The sequence below is a fragment of the Achromobacter pulmonis genome (assembly GCF_021733725.1).
GTDB classification, from domain to species: Bacteria; Pseudomonadota; Gammaproteobacteria; order Burkholderiales; family Burkholderiaceae_B; genus Achromobacter; species Achromobacter pulmonis.
The window spans coordinates 3,615,614-3,641,711 of the sequence record NZ_JAIFOT010000001.1 but is presented as its reverse complement, the minus strand read 5'-3'; the positions used below and the strand labels follow the sequence as shown (position 1 = coordinate 3,641,711).

The 26,098-nt window shown below is 68.9% G+C and carries 25 protein-coding genes and 3 tRNA genes; 18 read left to right on the top strand and 10 right to left on the bottom strand.

The window, feature by feature from the left end:
* Positions 1-39: 39 nt before the first annotated feature.
* The 5 genes from K2W61_RS16915 to K2W61_RS16895 all read left to right on the top strand — a co-directional run bounded on the left by K2W61_RS16915 (position 40) and on the right by K2W61_RS16895 (position 6,580).
* On the top strand, positions 40-2,430 hold the full coding sequence (locus tag K2W61_RS16915; protein WP_236756118.1) for a 3-hydroxyacyl-CoA dehydrogenase/enoyl-CoA hydratase family protein: 2,391 nt from the start codon (positions 40-42) through the stop codon (positions 2,428-2,430).
* Between the two features lie 134 nt (positions 2,431-2,564).
* On the top strand, positions 2,565-3,764 hold the full coding sequence (locus K2W61_RS16910; protein WP_175141528.1) for an acetyl-CoA C-acyltransferase: 1,200 nt from the start codon (positions 2,565-2,567) through the stop codon (positions 3,762-3,764).
* Positions 3,765-3,777: 13 nt separating this feature from the next.
* Positions 3,778-4,326, top strand: coding sequence for a DUF4442 domain-containing protein (locus K2W61_RS16905; RefSeq protein ID WP_175135807.1), 549 nt, complete (start codon positions 3,778-3,780; stop codon positions 4,324-4,326).
* The gene (locus K2W61_RS16900) at positions 4,287-4,883 is read left to right on the top strand and encodes a chalcone isomerase family protein (protein WP_236756117.1); all 597 of its coding nucleotides are present in this window, start codon (positions 4,287-4,289) and stop codon (positions 4,881-4,883) included. The genes K2W61_RS16905 and K2W61_RS16900 overlap by 40 nt, the downstream gene beginning before the upstream one ends.
* 2 nt (positions 4,884-4,885) lie before the next feature.
* A complete protein-coding gene (locus K2W61_RS16895) occupies positions 4,886-6,580 on the top strand; it encodes an AMP-binding protein (RefSeq protein WP_236756116.1) in 1,695 nt (564 codons plus the stop codon).
* 72 nt (positions 6,581-6,652) lie between these two features.
* Here K2W61_RS16895 and K2W61_RS16890 read toward each other — a convergent pair whose 3' ends face one another.
* Entirely contained in the window at positions 6,653-8,221 is a 1,569-nt protein-coding gene (locus K2W61_RS16890) for a sulfatase-like hydrolase/transferase (RefSeq protein WP_175141531.1), read from the bottom strand.
* Between the two features lie 12 nt (positions 8,222-8,233).
* Entirely contained in the window at positions 8,234-9,208 is a 975-nt protein-coding gene (locus K2W61_RS16885; protein WP_236756115.1) for a Bug family tripartite tricarboxylate transporter substrate binding protein, read from the bottom strand.
* Positions 9,209-9,426: 218 nt separating this feature from the next.
* On the opposite strand from K2W61_RS16885, the gene K2W61_RS16880 reads away from it, so the two are divergent.
* The 6 genes from K2W61_RS16880 (at position 9,427) to K2W61_RS16855 (ending at position 16,237) form a co-directional block, all read left to right on the top strand.
* Complete coding sequence (locus K2W61_RS16880; protein WP_175135812.1) at positions 9,427-9,948, top strand: MarR family winged helix-turn-helix transcriptional regulator; 522 nt, start codon at positions 9,427-9,429, stop codon at positions 9,946-9,948.
* A gap of 71 nt (positions 9,949-10,019) precedes the next feature.
* A complete protein-coding gene (locus tag K2W61_RS16875; protein WP_175135813.1) occupies positions 10,020-11,885 on the top strand; it encodes an ABC transporter ATP-binding protein in 1,866 nt (621 codons plus the stop codon).
* A gap of 147 nt (positions 11,886-12,032) precedes the next feature.
* Complete coding sequence (locus tag K2W61_RS16870; RefSeq protein WP_175135814.1) at positions 12,033-13,061, top strand: 2-keto-3-deoxygluconate permease; 1,029 nt, start codon at positions 12,033-12,035, stop codon at positions 13,059-13,061.
* On the top strand, positions 13,058-14,278 hold the full coding sequence (gene dtnK / locus K2W61_RS16865; protein ID WP_236756114.1) for a D-threonate kinase: 1,221 nt from the start codon (positions 13,058-13,060) through the stop codon (positions 14,276-14,278). The genes K2W61_RS16870 and dtnK overlap by 4 nt, the downstream gene beginning before the upstream one ends.
* Complete coding sequence (pdxA, locus tag K2W61_RS16860; protein ID WP_175135676.1) at positions 14,275-15,327, top strand: 4-hydroxythreonine-4-phosphate dehydrogenase PdxA; 1,053 nt, start codon at positions 14,275-14,277, stop codon at positions 15,325-15,327. The genes dtnK and pdxA overlap by 4 nt, the downstream gene beginning before the upstream one ends.
* Positions 15,328-15,331: 4 nt before the next feature.
* Positions 15,332-16,237 (top strand): GntR family transcriptional regulator, encoded by a 906-nt coding sequence (locus K2W61_RS16855; protein WP_175135677.1) that lies wholly within the window; start codon positions 15,332-15,334, stop codon positions 16,235-16,237.
* Between the two features lie 31 nt (positions 16,238-16,268).
* Here the strand turns inward: K2W61_RS16855 and K2W61_RS16850 are convergent, their stop codons facing one another.
* Together K2W61_RS16850 and K2W61_RS16845 are read right to left on the bottom strand one after the other, a co-directional pair.
* Positions 16,269-17,033 (bottom strand): IclR family transcriptional regulator, encoded by a 765-nt coding sequence (locus K2W61_RS16850; protein ID WP_175135678.1) that lies wholly within the window; start codon positions 17,031-17,033, stop codon positions 16,269-16,271.
* Positions 17,034-17,104: 71 nt separating this feature from the next.
* Positions 17,105-17,731 carry a cysteine dioxygenase family protein gene (locus tag K2W61_RS16845; RefSeq protein ID WP_175135679.1) on the bottom strand — a complete coding sequence of 209 codons (627 nt, stop codon included), beginning with the start codon at positions 17,729-17,731 and terminating at the stop codon, positions 17,105-17,107.
* Positions 17,732-17,950: 219 nt separating this feature from the next.
* Between K2W61_RS16845 and K2W61_RS16840 the strand changes: the two genes are divergently transcribed.
* The gene (locus tag K2W61_RS16840; RefSeq protein WP_175135680.1) at positions 17,951-18,730 is read left to right on the top strand and encodes an SIR2 family NAD-dependent protein deacylase; all 780 of its coding nucleotides are present in this window, start codon (positions 17,951-17,953) and stop codon (positions 18,728-18,730) included.
* Positions 18,731-18,759: 29 nt separating this feature from the next.
* Here K2W61_RS16840 and K2W61_RS16835 read toward each other — a convergent pair whose 3' ends face one another.
* Positions 18,760-19,350, bottom strand: coding sequence for a hypothetical protein (locus K2W61_RS16835; protein WP_236756113.1), 591 nt, complete (start codon positions 19,348-19,350; stop codon positions 18,760-18,762).
* A gap of 189 nt (positions 19,351-19,539) precedes the next feature.
* Between K2W61_RS16835 and K2W61_RS16830 the strand changes: the two genes are divergently transcribed.
* Complete coding sequence (locus K2W61_RS16830) at positions 19,540-20,142, top strand: helix-turn-helix domain-containing protein (RefSeq protein WP_175135682.1); 603 nt, start codon at positions 19,540-19,542, stop codon at positions 20,140-20,142.
* 88 nt (positions 20,143-20,230) lie between these two features.
* On the top strand, positions 20,231-20,479 hold the full coding sequence (locus tag K2W61_RS16825; RefSeq protein WP_175135683.1) for a hypothetical protein: 249 nt from the start codon (positions 20,231-20,233) through the stop codon (positions 20,477-20,479).
* Between the two features lie 8 nt (positions 20,480-20,487).
* Here K2W61_RS16825 and K2W61_RS16820 read toward each other — a convergent pair whose 3' ends face one another.
* Positions 20,488-21,399: a LysR family transcriptional regulator gene (locus K2W61_RS16820; RefSeq protein WP_236756112.1), complete on the bottom strand. Its 912-nt coding sequence runs from the start codon at positions 21,397-21,399 to the stop codon at positions 20,488-20,490.
* A gap of 127 nt (positions 21,400-21,526) precedes the next feature.
* Here K2W61_RS16820 and K2W61_RS16815 point away from each other — a divergent pair, with 127 nt between their 5' ends.
* Both K2W61_RS16815 and K2W61_RS16810 read left to right on the top strand, forming a co-directional pair.
* Positions 21,527-22,123, top strand: a complete 597-nt coding sequence (locus K2W61_RS16815; protein WP_175135685.1) for a short chain dehydrogenase — start codon at positions 21,527-21,529, stop codon at positions 22,121-22,123.
* Between the two features lie 167 nt (positions 22,124-22,290).
* A complete protein-coding gene (locus K2W61_RS16810) occupies positions 22,291-22,497 on the top strand; it encodes a hypothetical protein (RefSeq protein ID WP_175135686.1) in 207 nt (68 codons plus the stop codon).
* A 193-nt stretch (positions 22,498-22,690) separates the two neighbouring features.
* Here K2W61_RS16810 and K2W61_RS16805 read toward each other — a convergent pair.
* Positions 22,691-22,767, bottom strand: a tRNA-Arg gene (locus tag K2W61_RS16805).
* Between the two features lie 292 nt (positions 22,768-23,059).
* On the opposite strand from K2W61_RS16805, the gene K2W61_RS16800 reads away from it, so the two are divergent.
* A complete protein-coding gene (locus K2W61_RS16800) occupies positions 23,060-23,329 on the top strand; it encodes a DUF3079 domain-containing protein (RefSeq protein WP_175141535.1) in 270 nt (89 codons plus the stop codon).
* 190 nt (positions 23,330-23,519) lie between these two features.
* Here the strand turns inward: K2W61_RS16800 and K2W61_RS16795 are convergent.
* From K2W61_RS16795 to K2W61_RS16785, 3 genes are all read right to left on the bottom strand, one after another.
* Positions 23,520-23,596 (bottom strand) — tRNA-Arg (locus K2W61_RS16795).
* A gap of 189 nt (positions 23,597-23,785) precedes the next feature.
* A tRNA-Arg gene (locus K2W61_RS16790) sits at positions 23,786-23,862 on the bottom strand.
* A gap of 223 nt (positions 23,863-24,085) precedes the next feature.
* The gene (locus K2W61_RS16785) at positions 24,086-24,709 is read right to left on the bottom strand and encodes a TetR/AcrR family transcriptional regulator (RefSeq protein ID WP_236756111.1); all 624 of its coding nucleotides are present in this window, start codon (positions 24,707-24,709) and stop codon (positions 24,086-24,088) included.
* 119 nt (positions 24,710-24,828) lie between these two features.
* On the opposite strand from K2W61_RS16785, the gene mnmH reads away from it, so the two are divergent.
* Positions 24,829-25,872 carry a tRNA 2-selenouridine(34) synthase MnmH gene (gene mnmH, locus K2W61_RS16780; RefSeq protein WP_236756109.1) on the top strand — a complete coding sequence of 348 codons (1,044 nt, stop codon included), beginning with the start codon at positions 24,829-24,831 and terminating at the stop codon, positions 25,870-25,872.
* Positions 25,873-26,098: the final 226 nt, after the last annotated feature.

The window sequence follows — 26,098 nt, the reverse complement described above, 5'->3', positions numbered from 1 at the left end:
GTCCCACCCTCCGTCGGCCCGTATTTTCAGGAGACTTCCTTGAGCAAGTTCGTCGTCAAACACGTCGCCGTGCTGGGAGCCGGCGTCATGGGCGCGCAGATCGCCGCCCACCTGGCCAATGCCGGCGTGCCCGTCACGCTGTTCGACCTGGCCGCGCCCGAGGGCGACCGCAACGGCATCGTCAAGAAGGCGCTGGCCGGCCTGAAAAAGCTCGAACCGGCGCCGCTGGCCAGCCCCGCCCGCCTGGCCCTGATCGCCCCGGCCAACTACGACGACCATATCGAACAGCTGCGCGGCTGCGACCTGATCATCGAAGCGATCGCCGAGCGCATGGACTGGAAGACCGCGCTGTACGAGCGCATCGCGCCGCACGTGGCGCCCGGCGCCATCATCGCCTCCAATACCTCCGGCCTGTCGATCGACGCGCTGGCCAACGCCCTGCCGGCCGCGCTGCGCGACCGCTTCTGCGGCATCCACTTCTTCAATCCGCCGCGCTACATGCGGCTGGTGGAGATCATCGCCACCTCGCACACCCAGGCGCCGGTGCTGGACCAGCTCGAAACCTGGCTGACCTCCACCCTGGGCAAGGGTGTGATCCGCGCGCTGGACACCCCCAACTTCGTCGCCAACCGCATCGGCGTGTTCTCGATCCTGGCGGCCATGCACCACACCCAGCGCCTGGGCCTGGGCTTTGACGAGGTCGACGCCCTCACCGGCCCGAAGATCGGCCGTCCCAAGAGCGCCACCTACCGCACCGCCGACGTGGTCGGCCTGGACACGCTGGCGCACGTGGTCGGCACCATGGACAAGAACCTGCCGGACGATCCCTGGCACCGCTACTTCACGCTGCCCGCCTGGCTGTCGGCCCTGATTTCCAAGGGCGCGCTCGGCCAGAAGAGCGGCGCCGGCGTCTACCGCAAGGCCGGCCGCGAGATCCAGGTGCTGGACCTGCAGGCGCAGGATTACCGTCCCAGCGCCGGCAAGCTGGCCGACGACGTCGCCGCCCTGCTCAAGGAACGCGACCCGGCCAAGCGCTTCGCCGCGCTGCGCGCCAGCGCGCATCCGCAAGCCCAGTTCCTGTGGAGCCTGTTCCGCGACATCTTCCACTACAGCGCCGTGCAGCTCGGCCAGGTGGCCGACAACGCCCGCGACCTGGACCTGGCCATGCGCTGGGGCTTCGGCTGGGCCCAGGGCCCATTCGAAACCTGGCAGGCCGCCGGCTGGCAGGCCATCGCCCGCGCCGTGGCCGAGGACATCGCCGCCGGCCGCGCCATGAGCGATGCGCCGCTGCCGGACTGGGCCCTGGAGCCCGACCGCCAGGGCGTGCACACGCCGCAGGGCTCGTATTCCGCCCGCAGCGGCACGCTGCAGCCGCGTTCGGCGCTGCCGGTCTACCAGCGCCAGCTGTTCCCCGAGCGCGTGTTCGGCGAAGGCGCCGACGACCGTGGCGCCACCGTGTGGGAAAACGAAGGCGTGCGCCTGTGGAACCTGCCCGAGGTGGACGCCGGCATCGCCATTCTTTCCGTCACCTCCAAGAATCACACGCTGGGCGCCGAGGTGCTCGAAGGCATCCTGCAGGCCGTGGCCCGCGCCGAACGCGACTTCGACGGCCTGGTGATCTGGCACGATGCCCCGTTCGCCGTGGGCGCCAACCTGCAACAGGTATCGGAAGCCTGCGCCGCCGGCCAGTGGGACATGCTGGAAGCCACCGTCGAGAAATTCCAGCGCACCTCGCAGGCCTTCAAATATGCGCAGATCCCCACCGTGGCGGCCGTGCAGGGCATGGCGCTGGGCGGCGGCTGTGAATTCCTGATGCATGCCTCGCACCGCGTGCTGGCGCTGGAAAGCTACATCGGCCTGGTCGAGGCCGGCGTCGGCCTGATCCCGGCCGGCGGCGGCAGCAAGGAATTCGCCGGCCGCGCCGCGGCGCTGGCGGCCACCACCGCCACGCCCGGCGAGGTGTTCCCGTTCCTGCAACCGGTGTTCCAGACCATCGCCATGGCGCGGGTCGCCAAGAGCGCCATCGAGGCCGTCGACCTCGGCTTCGCGCGGCAGCAAGATATCGTGCTGTTCCATCCCGGCGAACTGCTGTTCGTGGCGATCAGCCAGGCCCGCGCCGCGGCCACCGCCGGCTACGCGCCGCCGCCTCGGCTGCAGGGCGTGCCGGTGGCCGGCCGCAACGGCATCGCCAATTTCGAGATGGTGCTGGTCAACATGCGCGAAGGCGGCATGATCAGCGCCCATGACTACCGCGTGGCGCGCAGCGCCGCGGTGGCGTTGTGCGGCGGCGAGGTCGAGACCGGCGCCAGGGTCGACGAGGAATGGCTGCTGGCGGTCGAACGCAAGGAGTTCGTGGCGCTGCTGCGCACCCCCGAAACCCAGGCCCGCATCCGCCACACGCTCGACACCGGCAAGCCATTGCGGAATTAGGCTCCCCCCTAGCGCCTTCGGCGCCGCCCCCAGGGGCGCCGGTGGCGGACCGGCGGAGCCGGATCCGCGCGGCCCCGCTGGTGGGGGACCGCGGTGTGCGTAGAGGGTGATCGTTATGGATACGAGGAATTGATATGAGCAAGCAGATTCAAGAGGCCTACATCGTTGCGGCGACGCGGCTGCCGGTGGGCAAGCGCAAGGGGGTGTACGCCACTACCCGGCCCGACGACATGCTGGCGGCCGCGCTGCAGGGCGTGCTCAAGCAGACGCCGTGGCTGGAGCCGGCGCGCATTGACGACGTCATCACCGGCTGCGCCATGCCGGAAGCCGAACAGGGCATGAACGTGGCGCGCATCGGCCTGTTGCTGGCCGGCCTGCCGCAGAGCGTGGCCGGCGTCACCGTCAACCGCTTCTGCGCCTCGGGCCTGCAGGCCGTGGCCGACGCCGCCGCCCGCATCCGCAGCGGCGAGGTCGACATCATGATCGGCTCGGGCACCGAGTCCATGAGCGCCATGCCGCAGATCATGGGCAACAAGGTGTCGCTCAATCCGGCCATCTTCTCGCATCCCGAGAACGTCGGCATGGCCTTCGGCATGGGCCTGACCGGCGAGAAAGTGGCCGAGCAATGGAAGGTGTCGCGCGAAGACCAGGACGCCTTCGCACTGGAATCGCAGCAGAAGGCCAACGCCGCCATCGCCGCCGGCCACTTCCGCGCCGAGACCACGCCGTTCGAGGTGGTGACGCGCCTGCCCGGCGGGCCCAAGGGCGACGTGCGCGAAACCCGCCGCCTGGTCGAGGTCGACGAAGGCCCGCGCCCCGACACCACCGCCGAGGGCCTGGCGCGGCTCAAGCCCGTGTTCGCCGCGCGCGGCAGCGTCACCGCCGGCAACAGCTCGCAGATGTCCGACGGCGCCGCCGCCGTGGTGCTGGTGTCCGAGCGCGTGCTGCGCGAATTCAACCTCAGCCCGTTGGCGCGCTTTGTCAGCTACTCGGTGGCCGGGGTGCCGCCGGAAATCATGGGCATCGGCCCCATGGCCGCCATCCCCAAGGTGTTGGCCCGCGCCGGCATCGCCCAGGACGACCTGGACTGGATCGAACTGAACGAGGCCTTCGCCGCGCAATCGCTGGCGGTGATCCGCGAACTCAAGCTCGATCCGTCCAAGATCAACCCGCTGGGCGGCGCCATCGCGCTGGGCCATCCGCTGGGCGCGACCGGCGCGATCCGCACCGCCACGCTGCTGCATGGCCTGCGCCGCACTGGCGGCAAGTACGGCATGGTGACCATGTGCATCGGCACCGGCATGGGCGCGGCCGGCCTGTTCGAAGCGATGTAACCCGGACAAGGCGGTGAAGCCCTATTGGTTCAAACGCCTGTCGCCGGCCTGGCGCGCGCGCCTGATGCGGGTGGGATTCAACCTGCATCCGGCGTTTCGCGCCACCGGCGGACGGGTGCTGTATGTATCGCAGGATTTTCAGCACATCCGCATCAAGCTGCCCTTGCTGCGGCGCACGCGCAATATTGTGGGGTCCATGTACGGCGGCTCGCTGTTCGCGGTGACCGACGGCGCCCATCCCACCATGCTGATGGCCGCGCTCGGCGCGGACCACATCGTGTGGGACAAGGCCGCGTCCATCCGCTACCGCAAGCCCGCCTACACCACGCTGTATGTGGACTTCCGGCTGCCGCCGGGAGAAATCGCGGAGATACGCGCCATCCTGGCGCGCGACCACGAGACCACCCGGACATACGCCGTGGAATTGAAAGACAAGGACGGTGTCGTCTATGCCGTCGTGGAACGCACGATCTACATCGCCGACAAGAAGTACTACAAGCAGAAAACGACAGGAGGAGACCCATGCGTGACATCACCCCCGGAGGGCGCGCCGCCGCCCTGAGCCTGATCCTGGCCGCCTGCCTGGTGGCAGGCCCCGCGCTGGCCGCCGATGTGGAGGTCGCCGGCGTGCGCGTGCCCGGGCAGTTGGCCGAAGACGGCCATGCGCTGGTGCTGAACGGCGCCGGCCTGCGCACCAAGTTCATCGTCAAGGTCTACGTGGCGGCGCTGTATGCCAGCGCCAGGAGCCAGGACGCAGCGGCCTTGATCAACAGCGACGAACCGCGCCGCATGCGGCTGCAGCTCTTGCGCGATGTCGACAGCAAGAGCCTGGACGCGGCGCTGCAGGACGGATTGCGCGACAACACCCCCAAAGCGGAACTGGCCGCCCTGCAACCCTCCACGGCCCGCCTGTCGGCGCTGATGGCCGAAATCGGCTCGGCCCGCGAAGGCGACGTCATCGACCTGGACTTCGACGCCCGTGGCGTCGCGATCACCGACAACGGCAAGCCGCGCGGCCGCATCGACGACCCGGCCTTCGGCCGCGCGCTGCTGCGCGTCTGGCTGGGCGACGACCCGGCCCAATCCTCCCTCAAAAAAGCCCTGCTGGGAGCCCCTTGAAAATGGAACGAATCTGGCAAAAGAGCTACCCCCCGGGCATCCCCAAGGACATCGAACTCGACCGCGCCACCACGTTGGTCTCGATTGCCCGCGACAGCTACCGGCGGTTCGCCGACAAGCCGGCGTACCTGAGCATGGGCAAGACCCTGACCTACGCCGAACTCGACCGCCTGACGCGCGACTTCGCCGCCTGGCTGCACGCCAACGGCTTGCGCAAGGGCGACCGCGTGGCGCTGATGATGCCCAACCTGCTGCAATACCCGGTGTGCCTGTTCGGCACGCTGCGCGCCGGCTGCACCGTGGTCAATTGCAACCCGCTCTACACCGCGCACGAACTGGAACACCAGCTGGCCGACTCCGGCGCGCGCGCCATCGTGGTGGCGGACAACTTCGCCGCCACGCTGCAAAAGGCGCTGCCCAAGGCCCCCGTCGAAAAGGTGCTGGTAACCTCGATCGGCGAACTGCTCGGCCCGCTCAAGGGCCGCCTGGTCGACTTCGTGGTGCGGCGGGTCAAGCGCATGGTGCCGGCCTGGTCGATTCCCTCCGCCATCCGCCTGGGCACGGCGCTGCGGGCCGGACGCGACCTGCCGTTCGAGGAGGTCACCCTGACCCAGGACGACCTGGCCTGCCTGCAATACACCGGCGGCACCACCGGCGTGGCCAAGGCCGCCATGCTGACCCACGGCAACCTCGCCGCCAACGTGACCCAGGCCCACGCCTGGATCAAGCCGTGGGTCAAGGACGGCGAGGAATGCATCATCACGGCCCTGCCGCTCTACCATATCTTCGCGCTCACGGCGAACTGCCTGGCCTACATGAAGATCGGCGCCAGCAACCTGCTGATCATCAATCCGCGCGACATCGGCGGGCTGATCAAGGAAATGGCCAAGGTGCCCTTCAGCGCCTTCACCGGCGTCAATACCCTGTTCAACGCCCTGCTCAACCATCCGGACTTCGCCAAACTGGATTTCTCGCACCTGCGCCTGACCATGGGCGGCGGCATGGCGGTGCAGCGCGCCGTGGCCGAGCGCTGGCTGGCGGTCACCGGCCGCTCGCTGGCCCAGGCCTATGGGCTGACCGAGACCTCGCCGGCGGTGACCATCAATCCGCTGGACGTGAAGGTGTTCACCGGCTCGATCGGCCTGCCGGTGCCGTCGACCGACCTGTCGATCCGCGACGACGAAGGACGCGAGCTGGGCGTGGGCGAACGCGGCGAGATCTGCGTGCGCGGGCCCCAGGTAACGCAAGGCTACTGGAACCGGCCCGACGAGACCGGGCAGGTGATGACGCCCGACGGCTACCTGCGCACCGGCGACATCGGCTACGTGGACGAGGCCGGCTATGTGTTCCTGGTCGACCGCAAGAAGGACATGATCCTGGTGTCCGGCTTCAACGTCTATCCCAACGAGGTCGAGGACGCGGCGGCGCTGCACCCGGGCGTGCGCGAAGTGGCGGCCATCGGCGTGCCCGACGAGCGCTCCGGCGAGGCAGTCAAGCTATTCGTGATCCGCAAGGATCCCGACCTGGACGCCGAGACGCTGATCGCGCACTGCCGCTCCCAGCTCACCGGCTACAAGGTGCCGCGCTACATCGAGTTCCGCGATGAGCTGCCACGCACCAACGTCGGCAAGATCCTGCGGCGCGAACTCAAGCAGGCCACGGCCGAGGCGCCGCGCAAGGACACCGCGGGCGCCTAGCGCCCGCCGGCACGCGAAGGCGCCTTGCGCCGGCCGCCCCCGGCGGCGCGGATGCGCCCCGCGGCCGCTGCCTCACCACTGTCCGAAAAACACCCCGGCGCGCTTGTGCGCGTTGGTTCCCTGCTCGATCGCCGCGTCGCTCATGGTGGTGCGGCGCTTGCCGCGCAACATCCAGTCCAGCAAACGCTCGCGCAGTTGCGCCCGCACCGGCGCATGCGCGATGCTGGTGCCCAGGTCCTGGAATTCGTCGGGATCGGCGTGCAGGTCAAACAGTTGCTCGGGCTCGTCCAGCCAGTAGACGTAGCGCCAGCGGTCGGTGCGCACCGACCAGGCGCGCGCGTTCTGCGGTGTCTTGCCGCGCAGCAGCCGCGCCTGGCGGAAGCTGTAGTCCAGTTCCGAGAATACGCAATCGCGCCACGGCTCGCTGGCGCCACGGCCATGCAGCACGGTCTGCAATTCGCGTCCTTCCAGCCGGTGCCACGGCCGCGGCGCGTCCAGCGCGCGCAGCACCGTCGGCACCAGGTCCACGCTTTCCACCATGTCCGCCAACGCCTGGCCGCGCGTCGCATCGGCCGCCGCCGACGGGTCCATGACGATGAACGGCACCCGCTGCACGGTGTCGTAGAACAGTTCCTTCTCGCCCAGCCAGTGGTCGCCCAGGAAGTCGCCGTGGTCGGCCGTGAACACGATCAGCGTGTTGCGCATCAGGCCGGCGCCTTCCATGTAGTCGAACAACCGGCCCAGGTGGTCGTCGAGCTGGCGGATCAGGCCCTGGTAGGCGGGGCGCACCACGCGCACGCATTCGTCGGTCGAGAAGCTGACGCTTTCCTCGTGCTGGCGATAGGCCGCCACCACCGGATGCGCGCCGGCCAGTTCCTCGCGGTTGCGGCGCACCGGCAGGCACTGGTCGGCCGTATAGCGCTGGTGGTAGGGCGCCGGCGCCATGTAGGGCCAGTGCGGCTTGACGTAGCTCAGGTGCAGCACCCAGGGCTGGCCGCCCCGCTGCTGCATGAAACGCAGCGCCTGGTCGGTCATGTAGGCGGTTTCGGAATGCGGCTCGGCCACGCGCGACGGCAGGTGCGCGTTGCGCATGTTCCAGCCGCTGACCACCTGGCCCTGCGCATCGACGCCGGCGATGACGTAGTCGGTCCAGGGGTCGGCGCTGTCATAGCCCTGGCTGCGCAGGAAGGCGGGATAACCGCTTTCCGCGCCGGGTTCGTGATGGCCGTCATAGCGGTCGACCTCGGTGAAACCGCCGCGCGACAGCAGCGCGCCCAGCTCGGAGGCGCCGTCGATCGACAGGCGCTCCATGCCGGCCTTGTCGGGAATGACGTGGGTCTTGCCCGCCAGCGCCAGGTCGCGCCCCTGCCCCGCCAGGTATTCGCCCAGCGTGATCTCGTTGACCGACAGCGGCACCCGGTTCCAGGTAGCGCCGTGGCGCGACGGATAGCGCCCCGTGTAATAGCTCATGCGCGACGGGCCGCACACGCCGGAATTGACGAAGGCCCGCTCGAAACGCGCGCCGCGCGCGGCCAGCGCGTCAAGGCTGGGCGTCTGCAGATAGGGGTGGCCATAGCAGCTCAGATGGTCCGCCCGCAACTGGTCGGCCATGATGAACAACACATTCTGCACCGTGCTCATTGCTGTCCGCTCCTATTGCGTCGCCGTGAAACCGGAAGCGCGCACCACCGGCTCCCATTGATTGCGATACGCATCCAGCTCGCGGGTGGTGACGGCGACATCGGCCGACACCGGCTCCAGATAGGCGGCGCGCACCGCGCGCTGCATCGCCGGCTCATTCATCACCGCGGCGATATCCTTGCCCAGCCGCTCGACCTTGGCCGGAGCCATCGAGGCCGGAGCGAAGAACGCATTCCAGCCATCCGCCGCCAGGTCGATGCCGGCCTGGCGGAACGTGGGCACGTCAGGCAGCTGCGGATCGCGCGCCTCGCCCGAGGTCGCCAGGATGCGGATCTTGCCGCCCTGATGCTGCGGCAGCAGCGTGTCGAGCGTGTCCACGGCCTGCGGCAGGATGCCGCCGATCAGTTCGGAGATCAGCGGCGCGGAACCGCGGTACCCCACCACCTCGGGCTTCTGCTCGATGGCACGGCCCAGCATCAGGGCGAAGAAATGCGGCAGGCTGCCGGTGGCCGGCACGCCCACCGTGAAGTCGCGCGGATGCTCGCGCAGCCAACTGCGCAGCGCAGCGATGTCGTGGATGTGCGAACTGGCCGACACGGCCAGCGCGAACTTGTAGCGGCTGACCAGCGACACCGGCTTGAAATCCTTGCGGGCGTCGTAGCCCGGCTCGGCATACACCAGCGGCGCCACCACCATCACCGCGGGATTGGCCAGCATCAGCACATTCTGGCGCTCGGCCTGGACATGCAGGCTCTGCGCCGCGATCCGGCCGCCGGCACCGGTCTTGTTCTCGACCACCACCGTCACGCCCAGGCGCTCCTTGAGACGGTCGGCCACCAGGCGGGCGATGCGGTCGGAGCTGCCGCCCGGCGGATAACCCACCACGATGGTCAAGGCGCCGTCCAGCGGCGCCTGCTGGGCACAGGCCGGCGCGGCTGAAACCGCCGCGAGCGCCGCGAACGCGGCACAGGATATCCAATTTCGCACAGTTGTCTCCCTGGTGACAGCGGCCCGCTGTCGGTTATGTTTCTGCATGTCGGGCCATAGCCTGGATCGGCGCAACGACTGTAGCGCCGGGGAGATTGCTTGATCTAATCCAGTACTTGCCATAACGATATGGACTGCCAATACTCACCATAACGATATGCGCCGCGCCATGAACGCAGCGCGACAGACACGGCGCACGCCGTTGGCAGGAGACGACAATGCCCCCCCAAGACCCCGTCGAACACCCCCTGGCCGGGATGCTGATGTACCAGCTGTACCAGGCCTGGGCCCAGTCCAACCCCGTCTTCGTGCGTCTGTGCGAAGGCCGTTTCGGCATTACCCGGCGCGAATGGCGCCTGCTGGCATGCGCGGTCGAGGGCGGCATCATGACCTCGGCCGAACTGGCCGCCGCCGCCAGGCTCGATCTGGCGCGCACCTCGCGCACGCTGGGCGCGCTGTGCCAGAAGGGCTGGCTGCAACGCCTGCCCGACCCGGCCGACCGCCGCGTGGCGCGGATCCAGGCCACGGCGGAAGGCCTGGACCGCTACCGGGCCCTGCTGCCCGAAGTCATGCGCCTGAACGACCTGCTGGTGCAGGACCTGGACGCGGCCGAGGTCGCCTTGCTGCGCGACCTGCTGGGCCGCATCGGGGAACGCGGCCGGCGCATGGCGCAGGACAACATCGTGGCGGAAAAGGCCAGCCGCCGCGAAGGGGGAACGCGGCGCGCGCAATACGGATGACGGCGTCCAGCCCCTTTATTTTCAAGGGGTTACCCTGATACGCTTGGGCGGCCTCCTTTCCTGGATCCCTCATGCCCGGCGCCAAACCAGACCCCGTCGCGAATCCCGTCTTTCGTTACTTCGAAAACCTGATCGACCCGTTCCGGGAGGCCCCCGACATCACCCCGCCGGGGCGGGTGCTGCGCTTTTACGCCTACTATCTGTGGCAAGTCTGGCCAATCTTCGCCATCCTGCTGCTGGTGGGCCTGGCGGGCGCGCTGGTGGAAGTGGCGTTGTTCAGCTTCCTGGCGGACCTGGTCGACATGGCGCAGCACACCCCGCCGGCCGACTTCTTCCGCGAACACGCCTACACGCTGGCATGGATGGCCTTCGTGGTGATGGTGCTGCGGCCGCTGTCGATCGCGGCGCATGACCTGCTGTCGCATCAGACCGTCTCGCCCAGCCTGACCACCCTGGTGCGCTGGCAGAACCACCGCTACGTGCTCAACCAGGGCCTGGCGTTCTTCCATAATGACTTCGCCGGCCGCGTCGCCAACCGAGTGCTGCAGACCGGCAATTCACTGCGCGATTCGGCCGTGCAATCGGTGGATGCGCTATGGCACGTGATCCTGTACGCGGCCAGCGCGCTCTACCTGTTCGCCGAGGCCGACTGGCGCCTGGTGATTCCGCTGGTGCTGTGGATCGCCATCTACTGCGGCATGCTGGCGTACTTCGTGCCGCGCATGCAGGCGCGCGCCGTCATCGCCTCCGAGGCGCGCTCCAAATTGATGGGCCGCATCGTCGACGGCTACACCAACATCGCCACGCTCAAGCTGTTCGCCCACGCCCGCCGCGAGGAAGACTACGCGCGCCAGGCCATGACCGAGCAAACCGAAAAGCAGCGCCTGTCGACCCGCGTCATCACCGCCATGGACGTCTCCATCAACACGCTCAACGGCATCCTGATCGCCAGCACCGCCGGCCTGGCGCTGTGGCTGTGGAGCATCGGCAGCATCAGCCTGGGCGCGATCACGCTGGCGCTGGGCCTGGTGATCCGCATCAACAACATGTCGGCCTGGATCATGTGGGAAGTGAACGGCATCTCGGAAAACGTCGGCATCGTGCAGGATGGCCTGGCCACCATCTCGCAGCCGCGCCAGGTGCTCGACCGGCCCGGCGCCGTGCCCTTGCGCATCACGCGGGGCGAGGTGCGTTTCGAGGACGTGTCGTTCCATTACGGCAGCCGCCGCCCGATCATCCCGCACCTGGATCTGACCGTGCACGCCGGCGAGAAGATCGGCCTGATCGGCCCGTCCGGCGCCGGCAAGTCGACCCTGGTCAACGTGCTGCTGCGCCTGTACGACCTGGAAGGCGGCCGCATCCTGATCGACGGCCAGGACATCGCTGGCGTCACCCAGGAAAGCCTGCGCTCGCAGATCGGCGTGGTCACCCAGGACACCTCGCTGCTGCACCGCTCGATCCGCGACAACCTGCTGTATGGCCGGCCCGACGCCACCGACGCCCAGCTGCGCGATGCCATCGACCGTGCCCGCGCCGCCGAATTCATCGACACGCTGGTCGACGGCGACGGCCGCCGCGGCCTGGACGCCCACGTCGGCGAACGCGGCGTCAAGCTGTCGGGCGGCCAACGTCAGCGCATCGCCATCGCCCGCGTGCTGCTCAAGGACGCGCCCATCCTGATCCTGGACGAAGCCACCTCGGCGCTGGATTCCGAAGTCGAGGCCGCGATCCAGGAAAGCCTGGAGGCGCTGATGCGCGGCAAGACCGTCATCGCCATCGCCCACCGCCTGTCCACCATTGCCCGCATGGACCGGCTGGTGGTGCTGGACGGCGGCCGTATCGTCGAGTCCGGCAGCCACGCTGGCCTGATCGCCCAGGGCGGGCTGTACGCCCGGCTGTGGAGCCACCAGACCGGAGGCTTTGTCGGCCTGGATTGATCCACGCGCCGTCCGTCGCGGATTCGCCACAGGGGATACCCTGTACGTACATGCTGTACGTACAGGTGTACACTGGCGGCTTTCAACCCCCTGACAGACGCACATGAACGTCTGCGCCGCGAGAAAATCCCCCTGGAGACTCCGATTGTGACGACCGAAACCACCCGTTCGCCCTTCTTTGGCACGATGCAGAAAATCCCCGGCGGCCTGATGCTGGTACCGCTGATCCTGGGCTCGCTGCTCGGCACCTTCGCGCCCGACGCGCTGGCCATCGGCGGCTTCACCACCGCCCTGTTCAAGAACAGCGCCCTGCCGCTGATCGCATTGCTGATCTTCGCCACCGGTACCCACGTCAACGCCCGCACCGGCGGCCCGATCCTGGCCACCGCCGGCACCATCCTGCTGATGAAGACCCTGGTGCCCGCCACCCTCATCATCATCCTGGGCAGCTATGTCGGCCTGAACGGCGTGCTGGGCGTGTCGATCCTGGCCCTGCTGGCGGCCTTCGACAACAGCAACGGCGGCCTGTGGCTCGCCTACACCGGCCAGTACGGCGACGCCCGCGACCGCGGCGCCTACGTCGCCAGCGCGGTCAACGACGGCCCCTTCTTCAGCCTGCTGTTCCTGGGCGCCTCGGGCCTGGCCGACATCCCCATGATCGCCCTGGTCGCCGCGCTGGTGCCGTTCCTGCTGGGCGTGGTGGTCGGCAACCTCGACCCCAAGTGGCGCGACGTGCTCAAGCCCGTGCCCAACATCGTGATTCCGTTCTTCGCCTTCGCGCTGGGCACCGGCATCAACCTGGGCGCCGTGGTCAACGGCGGCATCAGCGGCCTGATCCTGGGCCTGATCATCAGCCCCATCACCGGCGGCCTGGTCTACCTGGGCTATCGCCTGATCCTGCGCCGCGGCGGCAAGAGCGGCCTGGGTTTCGCCGCCGGCACCACCGCCGGCAACGCCATCGCCACCCCCGCCGTGGTCGCGGCCGCCGACCCCAACTTCCAGCAATACGTCTCGACCGCCACCGCACAGGTCGCCGCGTGTGTGCTGATCAGTTCCATCCTGGCGCCGTTGCTGGCCTCGTTCTTCCTCAAGCGCGCCGGCGAACTCAAGTCCGAAGACGCCAGCGACGCCGGCTCGGGCGGCAACTACCGCGAGGCGCGCGGGGAGGCCCTTTGAATCCCGCCATCGCCATCGTCGCCGACGACCTGACCGGCTCCGGCGACACCGCCGTGCAATTCGTGCGCGCCGGCTGGACCACGCGCCTGTCGATCGACGGCGCCCACGAGGCGCTGGCGGCGCCGGCCGCCGACGACGTCGACGTGCTGGCGGTCACCACCCACAGCCGCGCCCTGCCGGCCGCGCAAGCGGGCGCGGTGATCCGGCGCAACGTCGAACTGCTGCGCGCCGCCGGCGTCACGCGCCTGTACAAAAAAGTGGACTCGACGCTGCGCGGCGCCTTCAAGGCCGAGATCGACGCGGCGCGCGAGGCCTGGGGCGAGGACGCCATCGCGGTGGTCTGCCCGGCGTTTCCCGCCACTGGCCGTACCGTGGAAAACGGCGTGCTCAGGGTGGCCGGCCAGCCCGTCACCGCCACCTCGGCCGCCACCGACCCGGTCACGTCCGTGACCGAAAGCCACATCCCGACCCTGCTGGGCTGCGCCCAGGTCGCGGCCGAGGCCGATGAATCCGCCGAATCGCTGGCCGCGCGCATCGCGCGGGCCGGCGCCACGGTGGTGGTCGACGCCCGCGACGACGCCGACCTGGAACGGCTGGCGCGCGCCATCGGCCTGCTGGGGCCGCGCGCCCTGCCGGTGGGCGCGGGGGGCCTGGCGGCGCCGCTGGCCCGCGTCTGGGCCGGCGCCGACCAGACCGCCCCGGTGGTCGTGGTCGTGACCTCGCAGCACAGCGCCGCGCGCGCGCAAGCCGCCGCGCTGCAAGCCACCGGCGCGCGCACCTGGGCGCCGCGGCTGGCGGATCTGGCCGATGACGCCGCCTGGCAGGCCTGGTGCGCGCCGCTGCTGCGCGCCCACGCGCAGGGCGGCGCCGACGCCGCCGGCACGCTGCTGTTGCTGGCGCCGGCCGGCCAGCGCGAAGGACTCGATTCCGACACCGTAGCGTGGCGCCTCGGCGCCCTGGCGGCGCAGGCCATCGGCGCCTCGCGCGCCGCGGGCGTGGTCGCCACCGGCGGCGACGGCGCGCGCCAGGTGCTGCTGGCGCTGGGCGCCAGCGGCATCGCCCTGGTGGACGAAGTAATGGGCGGCGTGCCTCTGGGCACGCTGACCGGGGGTACGGCCGACGGCCTGCCCGTGGTGACCAAGGCCGGCGGCTTTGGCGCCGAAGACGTACTGGTTCGCGCCGTGCGCGCGATCCGCGACAGGAGATTCAAGCGATGACACAAACCCCCGCCCCCAAGCTGCCGCTCTTGGCCGTGACCCTCGGCGACGTGGCCGGCATCGGGCCGGAGATCACGGCCAAGATGCTGATGGGCCATGACGAACTGCGCCAGAAGGCGCGCCTGGTCGTGATTGGCGACGTCGACGTGATGGCCAATGCGGTGCGCGGCCTCGGCGGCGACCCCGCCATCGTGCGCCGCGTCGAACGCCCCGCCGACGCCAGCAATGCGCCCGGCACCATCGAAGTGCTGCAGGCCGGCCCCTCGCTGGGCCACGTCAAGCTCGGCGAGATCAGCGCCGACGCCGGCGACGGCTCGGTGCGCTTTGTCACCACCGCCTGCGCCCTGGCGCGCGCCGGCGAAGTCGACGGCATCGTCACCGCCCCGCTGAACAAGGCCGCCATGCACGCCGCCGGCCACAAATGGCCCGGCCACACCGAACTGCTGGCGCACGAATTCGGCGTCAAGACCTTCTCGCTGGTGCTCTCGGCGGGCGACCTCTACATCTTCCACGCCACCACCCACGTGTCGCTGCGCCAGGCCATCGAAGACCTGACCCCGGCGCGCGTGCGCGCGGTGCTGCGCCTGGCCGGCTCGTTCGCCAAGGCCCTGGGCCGCGGCGACCGCCCGGTGGCCGTCTCGGGCCTGAATCCGCACGCCGGCGAGAACGGCATCTTCGGTACCGAAGACGCCGACATCCTGGCCCCCGCCGTGGCCGAGGCCAATGCCGCCGGCATCCTGGCGGCCGGCCCGATCCCGGCCGACGCCCTGTTCCCGCAGGCGGTGCGTGGCAAGTGGCAGTTCGTGATCGCCTGTTACCACGACCAGGGCCACGCCCCCTTCAAGGCCGTCTATGGCGACGACGGCGTTAACATCACCGTCGGCCTGCCGGTGGTGCGCGTGTCGGTCGATCACGGCACCGCGTTCGACATCGCGGGCCAGGGCATCGCCCGCGAAGACAGTCTGATCCTGGCCGCCGAGCGCGCCGCGCATCTGGCACCCGGCTGGACGCATGTATGGGAAACTGCGCGGGCTCAAACAGGAGGTTGATTCCATGGCGCCCGCCAACGCTGAAGATCTGCCCGCGCTGGACCGTTCCGGCGAGGTGCCATTGCATGCCCAGGTGGCGGCGCTGTTGCGCGGCTACATCCGCAGCCGCAAGCTCGGCGCAGGCGCCTTGCTGCCCAGCGAGGCGACGCTGTGCGATCACTTCGGCGTGGCCCGCAGCGTGGTGCGGCAGGCGCTCTCGGCGCTGGCGGCCGAAGGACTGATCCAGCGCGAGGCCGGGCGCCCGGCGATGGTCGCCGCGCCCCGCGAACACCGCCGCCTGGTGCAGCGCTCCACCGGCCTGTACGAGCAGTTCGCGCAATCCGGCGTGACCCTCAAGACGCGCGTGCTGGACCTGGCGCCGGCCGAGCCGCCCAAGGCGGTGGCCGAGTTCTTCGGCAGCAGCGACCTGCTGCTGCTGGAACGGGTGCGCCATGTTGCCGACGCGCCGCTGGCCTACGTCCGCACCTGGCTGCCGGCCACCGCCGTGCCCGGACTGCGCGCCGACGAACTCACCAACGCTTCGCTGCACGGCGTGCTGACGCGGCGATTCGGCCTGCATCCCGGCGCCGGCCGCAACCAGATCCGGGCCGTGGCGGCCGATGCCGCCCTGGCCGGCCTGCTGCAGGTGGCGGCGGGCACGCCCTTGCTGATGCTCGAGGGACAGGGCATGGACCAGCATGGCCGGCCCCTGGAATGGTTCAGCACCTGGCATCGCGCCGAACAGCTGGTGTTCGATGTCGATGTCAGCGTGGGCCACGAAAACGTGCAGCCGCGCCTGCGCGATACGCCCGCCGCCGGCGCCCCCGCTGCGGCCCCGGCCACCGGCCCCGACCCGCTGGCGCGGGCCCAGGCACTGGTGGCCGAACTTTCCGCCGAACTGGCGCGGCTGCGCGCCGGCGACCGCGGCTAGACTGGCGCCCGCCCACGGGCCGGCGCGGCGCTCATTCGCCCAGAAAGCCGCGCCGGTACCCCAGGCCCCGCGAAATGGCCTGGGCGCAGGCGGCCACTTCCGGCGCCAGCTGCTTCATGCGCGCCGCGCTCAAGCGGTCCAGCGGCCCCGAGATGCCGACCGCCGCCACCGGCTGGTCCAGGCTGTTGAACAGCGTCACCGCCAGCCCGCCCACCCCTTCGCGCCATTCGCCGCGATTGATCGCATAGCCCGCGCGCACCACCTTGCGCAGTTCCTCCTTGAGCAAAGGCATCGAAACCAGCGTTGCCGGCGTATGCCGCGTCAGCTTGTCGGCATAGCGCTCGATATAGCCCTCGGCCTGATAAGCCAGCAGCGCCTTGCCGGTGGCCACCGTGTAGGCCGGGGCGCGCCCGCCCACCATGGAATAGGCACGGATCGGCTGCGGGCTGTCGATCTTGTCGACGTACACCACATCGAAGCCGTCCAGCACCGACAGATGCACGGTCTCGCCGGTCTGGTCGGCCAGCGCGCGCATGAAAGGCGCGGCCAGCTTGCGCAGGTCCAACTGGCCCAGCTGGCGCGCCGCCAGCTCGAACAGCCGCACCGCGCCACGATAGCCGCCGCCGTCGTCGTCGCGCACGACATAGCCGGCGTGGATCAGGGTTTGCAGCGTGCGGTGGGTATTGCTGCGCGTCAGCCCGACGCGCGCGGCCAGCGCATCGATGGTGCGCGGCGGATTATCGACGTCGGTGACCGCCTCCAGCACCATCAGCCCCTTGAGCAATGTCTTGTCCATGTCCTGGTTTCCCAATATTTAGGACACGAACATAGCATGGCGCGCGCGCCGCGAACAGGCCCGCGGGCGCCTCACGCGGCCTGGGCCGGCAGGCACGCGCGCACCGCCGCCGAGCGGTCCCACAGATTGGGCACGGCGGCGCCCGAATACCCCGACACGAAAGGCTTGGCCAGTCCCGTCGCCGGATCATAGACATGGCGCGAGACCGCGCCGATATTGCCGCCATACATGTGCACGCTGATCGACACCCGGTCGTCGAAGGCGTTGGAAACGCGATGGATGTCGCCCTCTTGCGGCGACAGCCGCTCGACATCGCCGGGCCGCAGCGTCTCGGGTCCGCCACGCGGCGCCAGCCTGCCATCGGCATCGCGCGCATAGCGCTGGTTCACCTCCGCGCCGCGCAGCATGCCGACATAGCCCCACACCTCGTGGTCATGCACCGGCGTCTGCTGCCCCGGGCCCCACACGAAGCTGACGATCGAAAATCGCTCCAGCGGATCGCAATGCAGCAGGTATTGCTGGTAGTACTGCGGATGCGGCACGGTACAGGCCTCGGGCAGCCAGTCGTCGTGCGCGATCAGGGCCGCGAACGCCGCCTGCAGGTCGGGCGATTGCGCCAGCCCGGCGGGCGTGGCCAGGCGGGTCGCGGTCGCGATGAAATGACGCAGGCGGTCCAGGCCGGCAAGGGCTTCGGGCATTGCATGTCTCCGGATCGGGGGCGGCCCACGGCGGGCCTGACCCTTGGTAGTCCCAATTTGGCATTCCAGTATCCACGATTTGGGACGGTCATCGCAATCGACATCGGCGCGCCCCGGCCCGCGCCCGACCCGTGTCCCGCCAGCGGCGCCACGCCGCGCTTGACAGCACCGGGTCCGCGCGGGCAGCGTAACGGACTCGCTCATCATCGCCGGCCAGGCATGCACACCGATCTTGCTCCCATCCCGCCCGCGCTCGCCGACACCTTGGCGCGGGCGCGGCACGTGCTCGTCTTCACCGGAGCCGGCGTGTCCGCCGAAAGCGGCATCGCCACGTTCCGCGATCCCCTGACCGGCTTGTGGGCGCGCTTCGACGCGCGCGCGCTCGCCACCCCGCAGGCCTTTGCGGCGCAGCCCGATCTGGTGTGGGGTTGGTATGAATGGCGCCGCGCCCAGGTGGCGCGTGCCCAGCCGAACGCAGCCCATCACGCCATCGCCGCGCTGGCGCGGCAGGTGCCCGCGATGACGCTGGTCACGCAGAACGTCGACGACCTGCATGAGCGCGCCGGCAGCGGCAGCGTGGTCCATCTGCATGGCAGTCTGCACGCGCCGCGCTGCAGCGCCTGCGGGCGGCGCGCCGCCGCCGCGCCAGAAAATGCACCTGAGGACGAACCGGCTGCCGGCCGCGCGCTCGCGCCCCCCGCGTGCCTGCACTGCGGCGCGCCGATCCGGCCCGGCGTCGTCTGGTTCGGCGAAAGCCTGCCCGCCGACGCCTGGCAGACCGCGCTGGCGGCCGCTGGCGACTGCGATCTGTTTCTCAGCATCGGCACCTCGGCCCTGGTCCATCCCGCCGCCGAATTGCCGCTGCGCGCCTTGCGCGCCGGGGCCACGGTGGCCCAGGTCAATCCCGCCGCCACGCCGCTGGACCCGCATGCCCATTTCAACCTGCGCGGCGCGGCCGCCGGGCTCCTGCCACGCTTGCTGGCGGCGGCCGGTTTCTGACCGCCGCGCGCTCGCGCCAGCGCCCCGCCTCACCACTTGCAGCCGTCATCGCGCAACGCATCGACCAGCAGCAATGGCGCGGCCAGCAATCCCAGGTGCGCATGCGCGTCACGGCATGACGCCCGCGCGCTGCGCGCGATACCTTGAGCCAATGCCGACGGTTGTGGCGCCGCCCTGGGCGCCAGGCGCACGCGCGGCTCGCCTTGCGCATGCGGCATTCCCAGCGCGGCCGCGTCCTCGGGACGCCAGCGGAAATCGCGCGCTGGCGTCGCCGCTGACTTGGCCGATGGCGCGGAGGCGGACTGGCGCGGAGATGCGCCGGGCCGCCGCGACGACGCAGTGCCGGCCGGCATCAACGAGGATGCCGGCGCCGGTGGTCCGGATTGCGCCCCGGCCGGCCGCGTCAGCGGCAATACCGGCACCGGCGCCTCGGCCCGCGCCAATGGCGCCGGCAGCAGGTCCACGAACAAATCGTCATGCCGCGCCGGCTTCACCGCGTGCTCGGGTGCGCCGCGCCACAACAACCACGCAACCGCCCCGTGCAAGGCACACGACAATCCCAGCGCCGTCCACGCCATGGCGCGCGCCCGCGGCGCGGCTGTCGTCACGGAGGAAAACATCGCGGCGACTCCTGCAGGGAATCCGCCATCTTGCCGCCGCGCGCTCGCGCCGCAACAGTGATCGCGTGAAGATTTGTGAAGATGTTTGCGGCGATCGGATCTACCATCGACAAACGCGCGCGATGCAGGGGAAACCCCACATCCCATCGCGTAAGCAGCGGGATACAGTGGCATCAAACCATTGCAGGCGTGGAGATCATCATTCCGTTTTCCTGGAGACTTCCCGACGTGTTCGTGCGTTCGCCCGACGGTGTGCTGCACCGCGTGGTGCGCCACGCCACAACCACGGAAACCATCGCCAAGCTCGAGAGCATTCCCAGTAACTACCACCTGGATTGCGAATGCATGCTCGACAACGGCGAGGCGCTCGCCTGGATTGGCGAGAACCGGTATCGCCAGGTCAATGGCGGCACGATCTTCACCGCCGAGCAAAGCGCCGCGCCGCCACCGGCCGACGCCGGCGGCGATGCCCAGGCCTGCAATACCCTGCGCGACGCCTGCCGCCCCGAAAGCGCGCCCCAACCGCCCACGGGACCAAAAAACGTCGTACCATCAGCTGTAGCAAGTCTAAAAACCGGCAACGATTGGAGCCTGATACGCGCCTGGCGCGAGCACCTGAACATCAGCACCGCTGACATGGCTGCCCGGCTGGGAGTGGACCACTCCATCTACATCGAATTGGAAAGGCCCCGCCCGCGGCCCCGCCAGATCATCCTGGATCGGATTTCGGCAGCCCTGGGAGTGACGCCCGACCAACTCGATGATGCATCGTTAGGAGGACACTTTCATTGACGCCGGGCCATCGCCGCCCAGCCTGATGATGTGTTCGAACAACTATGGCGCCGCGCAAAAAACGGCCCGCGCATGGGAGGTATCCAAAATGCTCGGAACCGCAAGACGATTGACCGATGTCCTGGCCACCGCCCCCGACGGCACGCTTTATCGCATCGAACGATTCGTGTCGGACCCCGACGCCTATTCCGCGTTGGGCACATCCCGCTTCGATCCCAAGACGCATTGCGTCTGCCGCACCAGCTCCGGCGAGAAAGTCGCCTGGCTGGGCGGACAGGCCTACCAATTGCTCAAGAGCGGCTTGAACCTGACGGCGGTGGACCGACGACGCGCCTGACGCCCTCCTTATCTTCGCGCCGTTTTCGCCGAGAACCGCGCCACGACGAATTCCACGAACGTCGTGAGCTTGGGTAATGCCTGCCTGTCCTTCGGGTACAGCAGCGTGACCGGCCGCGCCGCTGGCCAGTAGGGCCGCAGGATCGGCGTCAGCCGGCCGGCGCGCACATCCTCGGCCAGCAGCAGTTCGGGTTGCAGCACAATGCCGAATCCGGCCAATGCCGCCTGCCTGAGCGCCTGGCCGTTATTGGCAAGGAAGCGGCTGGTTGGCGGATAGCCGGCCTGCTGCCCGCCCTCATCCTCGCCATCGCCCAGGCGCCAGCCGGTGCGCCGGCTCCAATGGGAAAAATCCAGGCACTGGTGGCCAGCGAGGTCGGCCGGCGTCGCGGGCGTGCCATGACGCGCCAGATAGGTCGGAGACGCGCAGATGATCATCTGGTAACTGCCGATGCGGCGCGCCACCAGGCCCGAATCGCGCGGCTCGCCGATGCGCACCGCCAGGTCATAGCGCGAGGCCACCAGGTCCTCGACGACGTCGCTCAACGCCAGCTCCACGCTCACGTCCGGATAGCGGTCGAGGTATTCGGCAATCGCCGGCGCCAGCGCGAACGAGCCGAACGAGACCGTCGACGTGATGCGCAGGGTACCGCGTGGCGCCACGCGCAGGGCCTCCGCGCCCTGCTCGGCCTCGCGGATATCCGCCAGGATCGTCTTGCAGCGCGCGTAGTAGGCCTGGCCCGCTTCGGTCAGGCTCTGGCGCCGCGTGGTGCGGTTCATCAGCCGCAGCCCCAGCCGCGCCTCCAGGCCCTTGATGTGCTTGGCCGCCATGGCCGCCGACATCTCGTGGCGCGCGGCCGCCGCCGTCAAGCTGCCCAGCTCGACCACCGCCACGAAGACCTCCATGCTGAGAAGACGATCCATGAATTACGCACCCTGGGTATGAAGTGTTCCAACCATTCCCGGATTTTTCCACAGGAATGGAATCCGCAGAATGCTTTCATGCGCGAACGCCCCGTCCGCGCCCCTCCCATGAATACCAGGAGTCCCCATGAAGATCCTTCTTATCGGCGCCAGCGGCACCATCGGCCGCGCCGTGGCCCACGAACTCGGCCAACGCCATGACCTCATCGCCGTCGGCAAGACCCAGGGCCAGTACCAGGTCGACATCACCCGCAGCGACAGCATCCGCGCCCTGTTCGAGCGCATCGGCAAGGTCGACGCCATCATCTCCACCGCCGGCGCCCTGCACTTCGGCCCGCTGGCGGAGATGACCGCCGAGCAATTCAGGATCGGCCTGCACGACAAGCTGCTGGGCCAGGTCGATCTGGCGCTGATCGGCCAGCACTATCTCAATCAGGGCGGCTCGATCACGCTGACCAGCGGCATCGTCAGCGACGAGCCGATACGCTTCGGCGCCAACGCCAGCGCCGTCAACTCGGCCATCGACGGCTTCGTGCGCGGCGCCGCCGTGGAATTGCGCGACGCGCGCATCAATTCGGTCAGCCCGACCGTGCTGCGCGAATCCTGGGAGGGCTACGGCCCCTACTTCCCGGGCTTCGAGGCCGCGCCGGCCGCGCGCGTGGCGCTGGCCTACAGCCGCAGCGTCGAAGGCGCGCAGACCGGCCGCGTGTACCGCGTCTGGTGACCCCCGCGTAGCCAGGCCGTCAGCGCATAGAACTGGCGGTAGGCGTCGAACGGCGGCGCGACGCGGGGGGCGCGTCGGCAATAGCGGCGAGTCGGATATCGATGGCGTTCATGGTCGCGGCGCAAATCGCAGGCTGTACACTCGGCCTCATTCCAGGAAAACCCCTCATGCGCCATCTCGCCCTCCTCGCCAGCCTGGCCGCCGCCGTCTCCGCCACCGCCTGCTCGTCGCAACAGGCCTATGGTTTCGGGCAGGCCTGGCAACGCAACGAATGCGGCAGGATCTCCGACATGCAGGAACGCCAGCGCTGCATGAGCGCGGCCTCGACCTCCTACGACGACTATCAGCGCCAGCGCCAGGACATCCGGAAGTAGTCGGCGGCCCTGCCCTGAACTACCCGAACCGGATGCGCAAACGAAAACGGCCTGGCGAAAATCGCCAGGCCGTTGCCAGGATGCGTGATGCGTTGCTGTCAGCCGCCGTGGCCAACCCGCAGTCAGCCACTCCGCTATTGTCGGCATCTTTGCCGACAGCCGGCGCCGACGAATCGACGCGCATCGAATGAGGTGGCGCGCCCGGCAGGATTCGAACCTACGACCCCCTGGTTCGTAGCCAGGTACTCTATCCAGCTGAGCTACGGGCGCGCTAAAGAGGCGTGTTTATAGCATGAAGCTGCGCAGGTCCGCAAATCGGCGCGGCTCGACGCATGCACTGGCCGCGCACAGCGGCGGACAGATACGCGGCGCGGCCGTACGCGCCGGCACGGCTTGCGTCATATCAAGCCCCGCGCTCGCGCCGCGCGCTACGCTGAACCACACTCCCCGCATGCTGGCGGCAAGTCCATCGCACCGCCAGCGGCACACCATGAAACGGCGCCCGCCCGGCTTGTCCGGCACACGCCCACGCGATGCCCGCGGGCGCCCAGGAGGCGCCGCCATGACCAAGAAGTTTCCGCTGCACCCCAAGCATCCCGAGCGCATCTGCTGGGGCTGCGACCGCTACTGCCCCACCGATGCGCTGGCCTGCGGCAACGGCTCGGATCGCACCATGCACCCGGCCGAACTGCTGGGCGACGATTGGTACACCGTGGGCGATTGGGGAAGGGACAGTTGGGGGGTGGAGAATTCGGGCCTGGACGACGACGCCGGGAAAGATACCGTCACCGACACAGGCAAGGCGGCCACGCCTGCCGCCATGGCGGGCTGAGGCGCAGCGCAAAAGGCGGGCAACGCCGCCCCGGCAGGCGGCACGAAACACAGAACCGCGAAGCATCGAACCGCAGCAAAACAAAAAGGCCTTCGATCCGAGATCAAAGGCCTTTCCATTGGCACTGCTTTCACTGCATTGGCACTGCTTTTACCGACCCGACCCTCTTGATGATCACCATCCAGTGAGTTGGCGCGCCCGGCAGGATTCGAACCTACGACCCCCTGGTTCGTAGCCAGGTACTCTATCCAGCTGAGCTACGGGCGCTCCGGTAAAGAGGCAAGATTATATCAGAATAATTTTGCCGCTGCACTGCACTTATTTCTGCAGTTACTTTCCGCAGTTACTTTCTACACTTACTTTACTTTCTTTCCGCTTTCTCTTTTCCCTTGGGTTTTTCTTGGAATCTACTTCACACCGATCATGATCAGTGCGCGGCGAATTCCCGAAAAACCTTGGCGCGCCCGGCAGGATTCGAACCTACGACCCCCTGGTTCGTAGCCAGGTACTCTATCCAGCTGAGCTACGGGCGCGTGAAAAAGCAAGCCTTGAATCATAGCGTTGTTTCGAAAATCGCGCAAGTAAGCCTCGGCCAACCGCAACGACAAACGCAGCGGCCTCGCCCCCGCCATTCATTATTCTTGACTACCGGCCAGCCGCCTTCTATAGCCTGTTTCGGCCCGCATACCGTTGCAGAACCCGGCCTGCTCGTCGCCGCCAGCGGCGCGCCGCGCGTCGGCCACCGCTCGCGCATTCCTAGGCCGCAACGCCCAGCATGCGCAGATAGGCGTCGGCAACGCCGCGAGCGAACTCGGTGGCGTCCGGCAGCTTGGACAGGATCGCGTCGTCGGTCGCGCAATGCACGCCGGCGTAGATCAGCAGCGCCATCATGCGCGGATTGTCGACGCGCCAGGCCCCGGCCGCCGCGCCGGCCTCCAGGATGCCCTGCAACTGCCGCACCACCAGATTCTCGGTATGGCCCTCGCGCGCATGATGATGCGGATGGGTGAAGACGATGTCATGGAGGCGGTACGTCCGCAAATACGTCGCCACATTGGCCAGGATCCAGGCGCGCAGGCGCCCGACCCAATCGTCCTCGGCGCAGGCCTCGACCGCACGCTCGAGCTGTTCGACGAACTCCCGCGCATAGCGTTGGCCCAGCGCCGCCAGCATCTCCTGCTTGGAAGGGAAATACACATAGAACGTGCCCTTGGCCACGCCGGCCGCTTCAGTGATCTCGCTGATCGTCGTGGCCTCGACGCCTTTCTCCAGGAACAGCGCCTGCGCGGCGCCCATCAACTCGTCCAGGCGCACTTCGGGCGGCTTGGTGCGGGACGGCGCCGCCTTGCGCGCGGATCCGGCCGCGGCGTTTTCGGTCATTGCTTTCACTCTGATTTCACCCATGCCACAAGTCTAAGGGAATTTCGCGCGCGCGCGCGGACTAGGGCGGACGGCCGCGACATGCGAGAATCGGCCATTGATTCCGCGATGGCCATCCCTTGAAACACCTGCTTGTCGGCCTGGATAGGCTGGACGATTTCGACGACATCATCGACGTGCGCTCGCCGCTCGAGTTCGCCGACGACCATATCCCCGGCGCCCTGAACGCGCCGGTGTTCAACAACGAGGAACGCGCCCTGGTCGGCACGCGCTATCGCGAGTCGCCGTTCGAGGCCACCCGCCTGGGCGCCGCCATCGCCGCCCGCAACATCGCCCGCCACCTCGACACCACCTTCGCCGCGCGGCCGCAGGGCTGGCGTCCGTTGATCTATTGCTGGCGCGGCGGCAAGCGCTCCGGCTCGATGACGGTGATGTTCAACATGATCGGCTGGCGCGCGCGCCAGCTCGATGGCGGCTACAAGACCTATCGCCGCGCCACGCTCGAAACCCTGGACACGCTGCCGGCGGCGCTGCGCTTCGTGGTGCTGACTGGCCCCACCGGCAGCGGCAAGACCCGCCTGTTGAACGCCCTGGCGCAAGCGGGCGCGCAAACGCTCGACCTGGAAGCCCTGGCGGCGCATCGCGGCTCGCTGCTGGGTGCGCGGCCGGGCCAGGCGCAGCCGACGCAGAAGGGCTTCGATACGCGGCTGGCGGCGCGGCTGCGAGAGCTCGATGCGCACCGCCCGGTCTTCGTCGAGGCCGAGAGCCGCAGGATCGGCGCGGTGGCCCTGCCCGCCCCGCTGCTCGAGGCGATGCATCGCGGCGCCTGCATCGCGGTGACGGCCAGCCGAGAAGACCGCGCCCTCTTCCTGCAGCAGGACTATGCGCAGTTGTTGGACGATCCCGAACGCTTCAAGTCCCAGTTGTTGCGCCTGGTCGGCCTGCACAGCCGCGACACGGTGGGCGGCTGGCTGCGCCTGGTCGACGAAGACCGCCGCGCCGACCTGGCGCGGGCCTTGATCGACACGCACTACGACCCCGCCTACGCGCGCAGCAGCCAGGCGCACTTCACGCGGCTGGCGCAGGCGCTGCCGGTGGTGTTCCGGCCCAACGATACCGACGTGGTGGCCCAGGCGCAGGCATTGCTGGCCGCACTGGGCTAGCGCGCACCAGCACGACCCCTGCCCGCTCGCAACGCGCGGCGGCGCCGCACACCCAGCCTGGCGCCCCGCTGACCAGGCACCAGACCCACACCGTGGTATCGGGAATCTTCCGCGAAGTCCGCGCCAAAGCACGCCTGTCCGGCGCGGCACGTATGCGGCCGGGCGCCTGTTACGTTTCCTTCAAATCAATGCGGGCCATCTAAGAATCGTCTTATTTTTTTCCGCT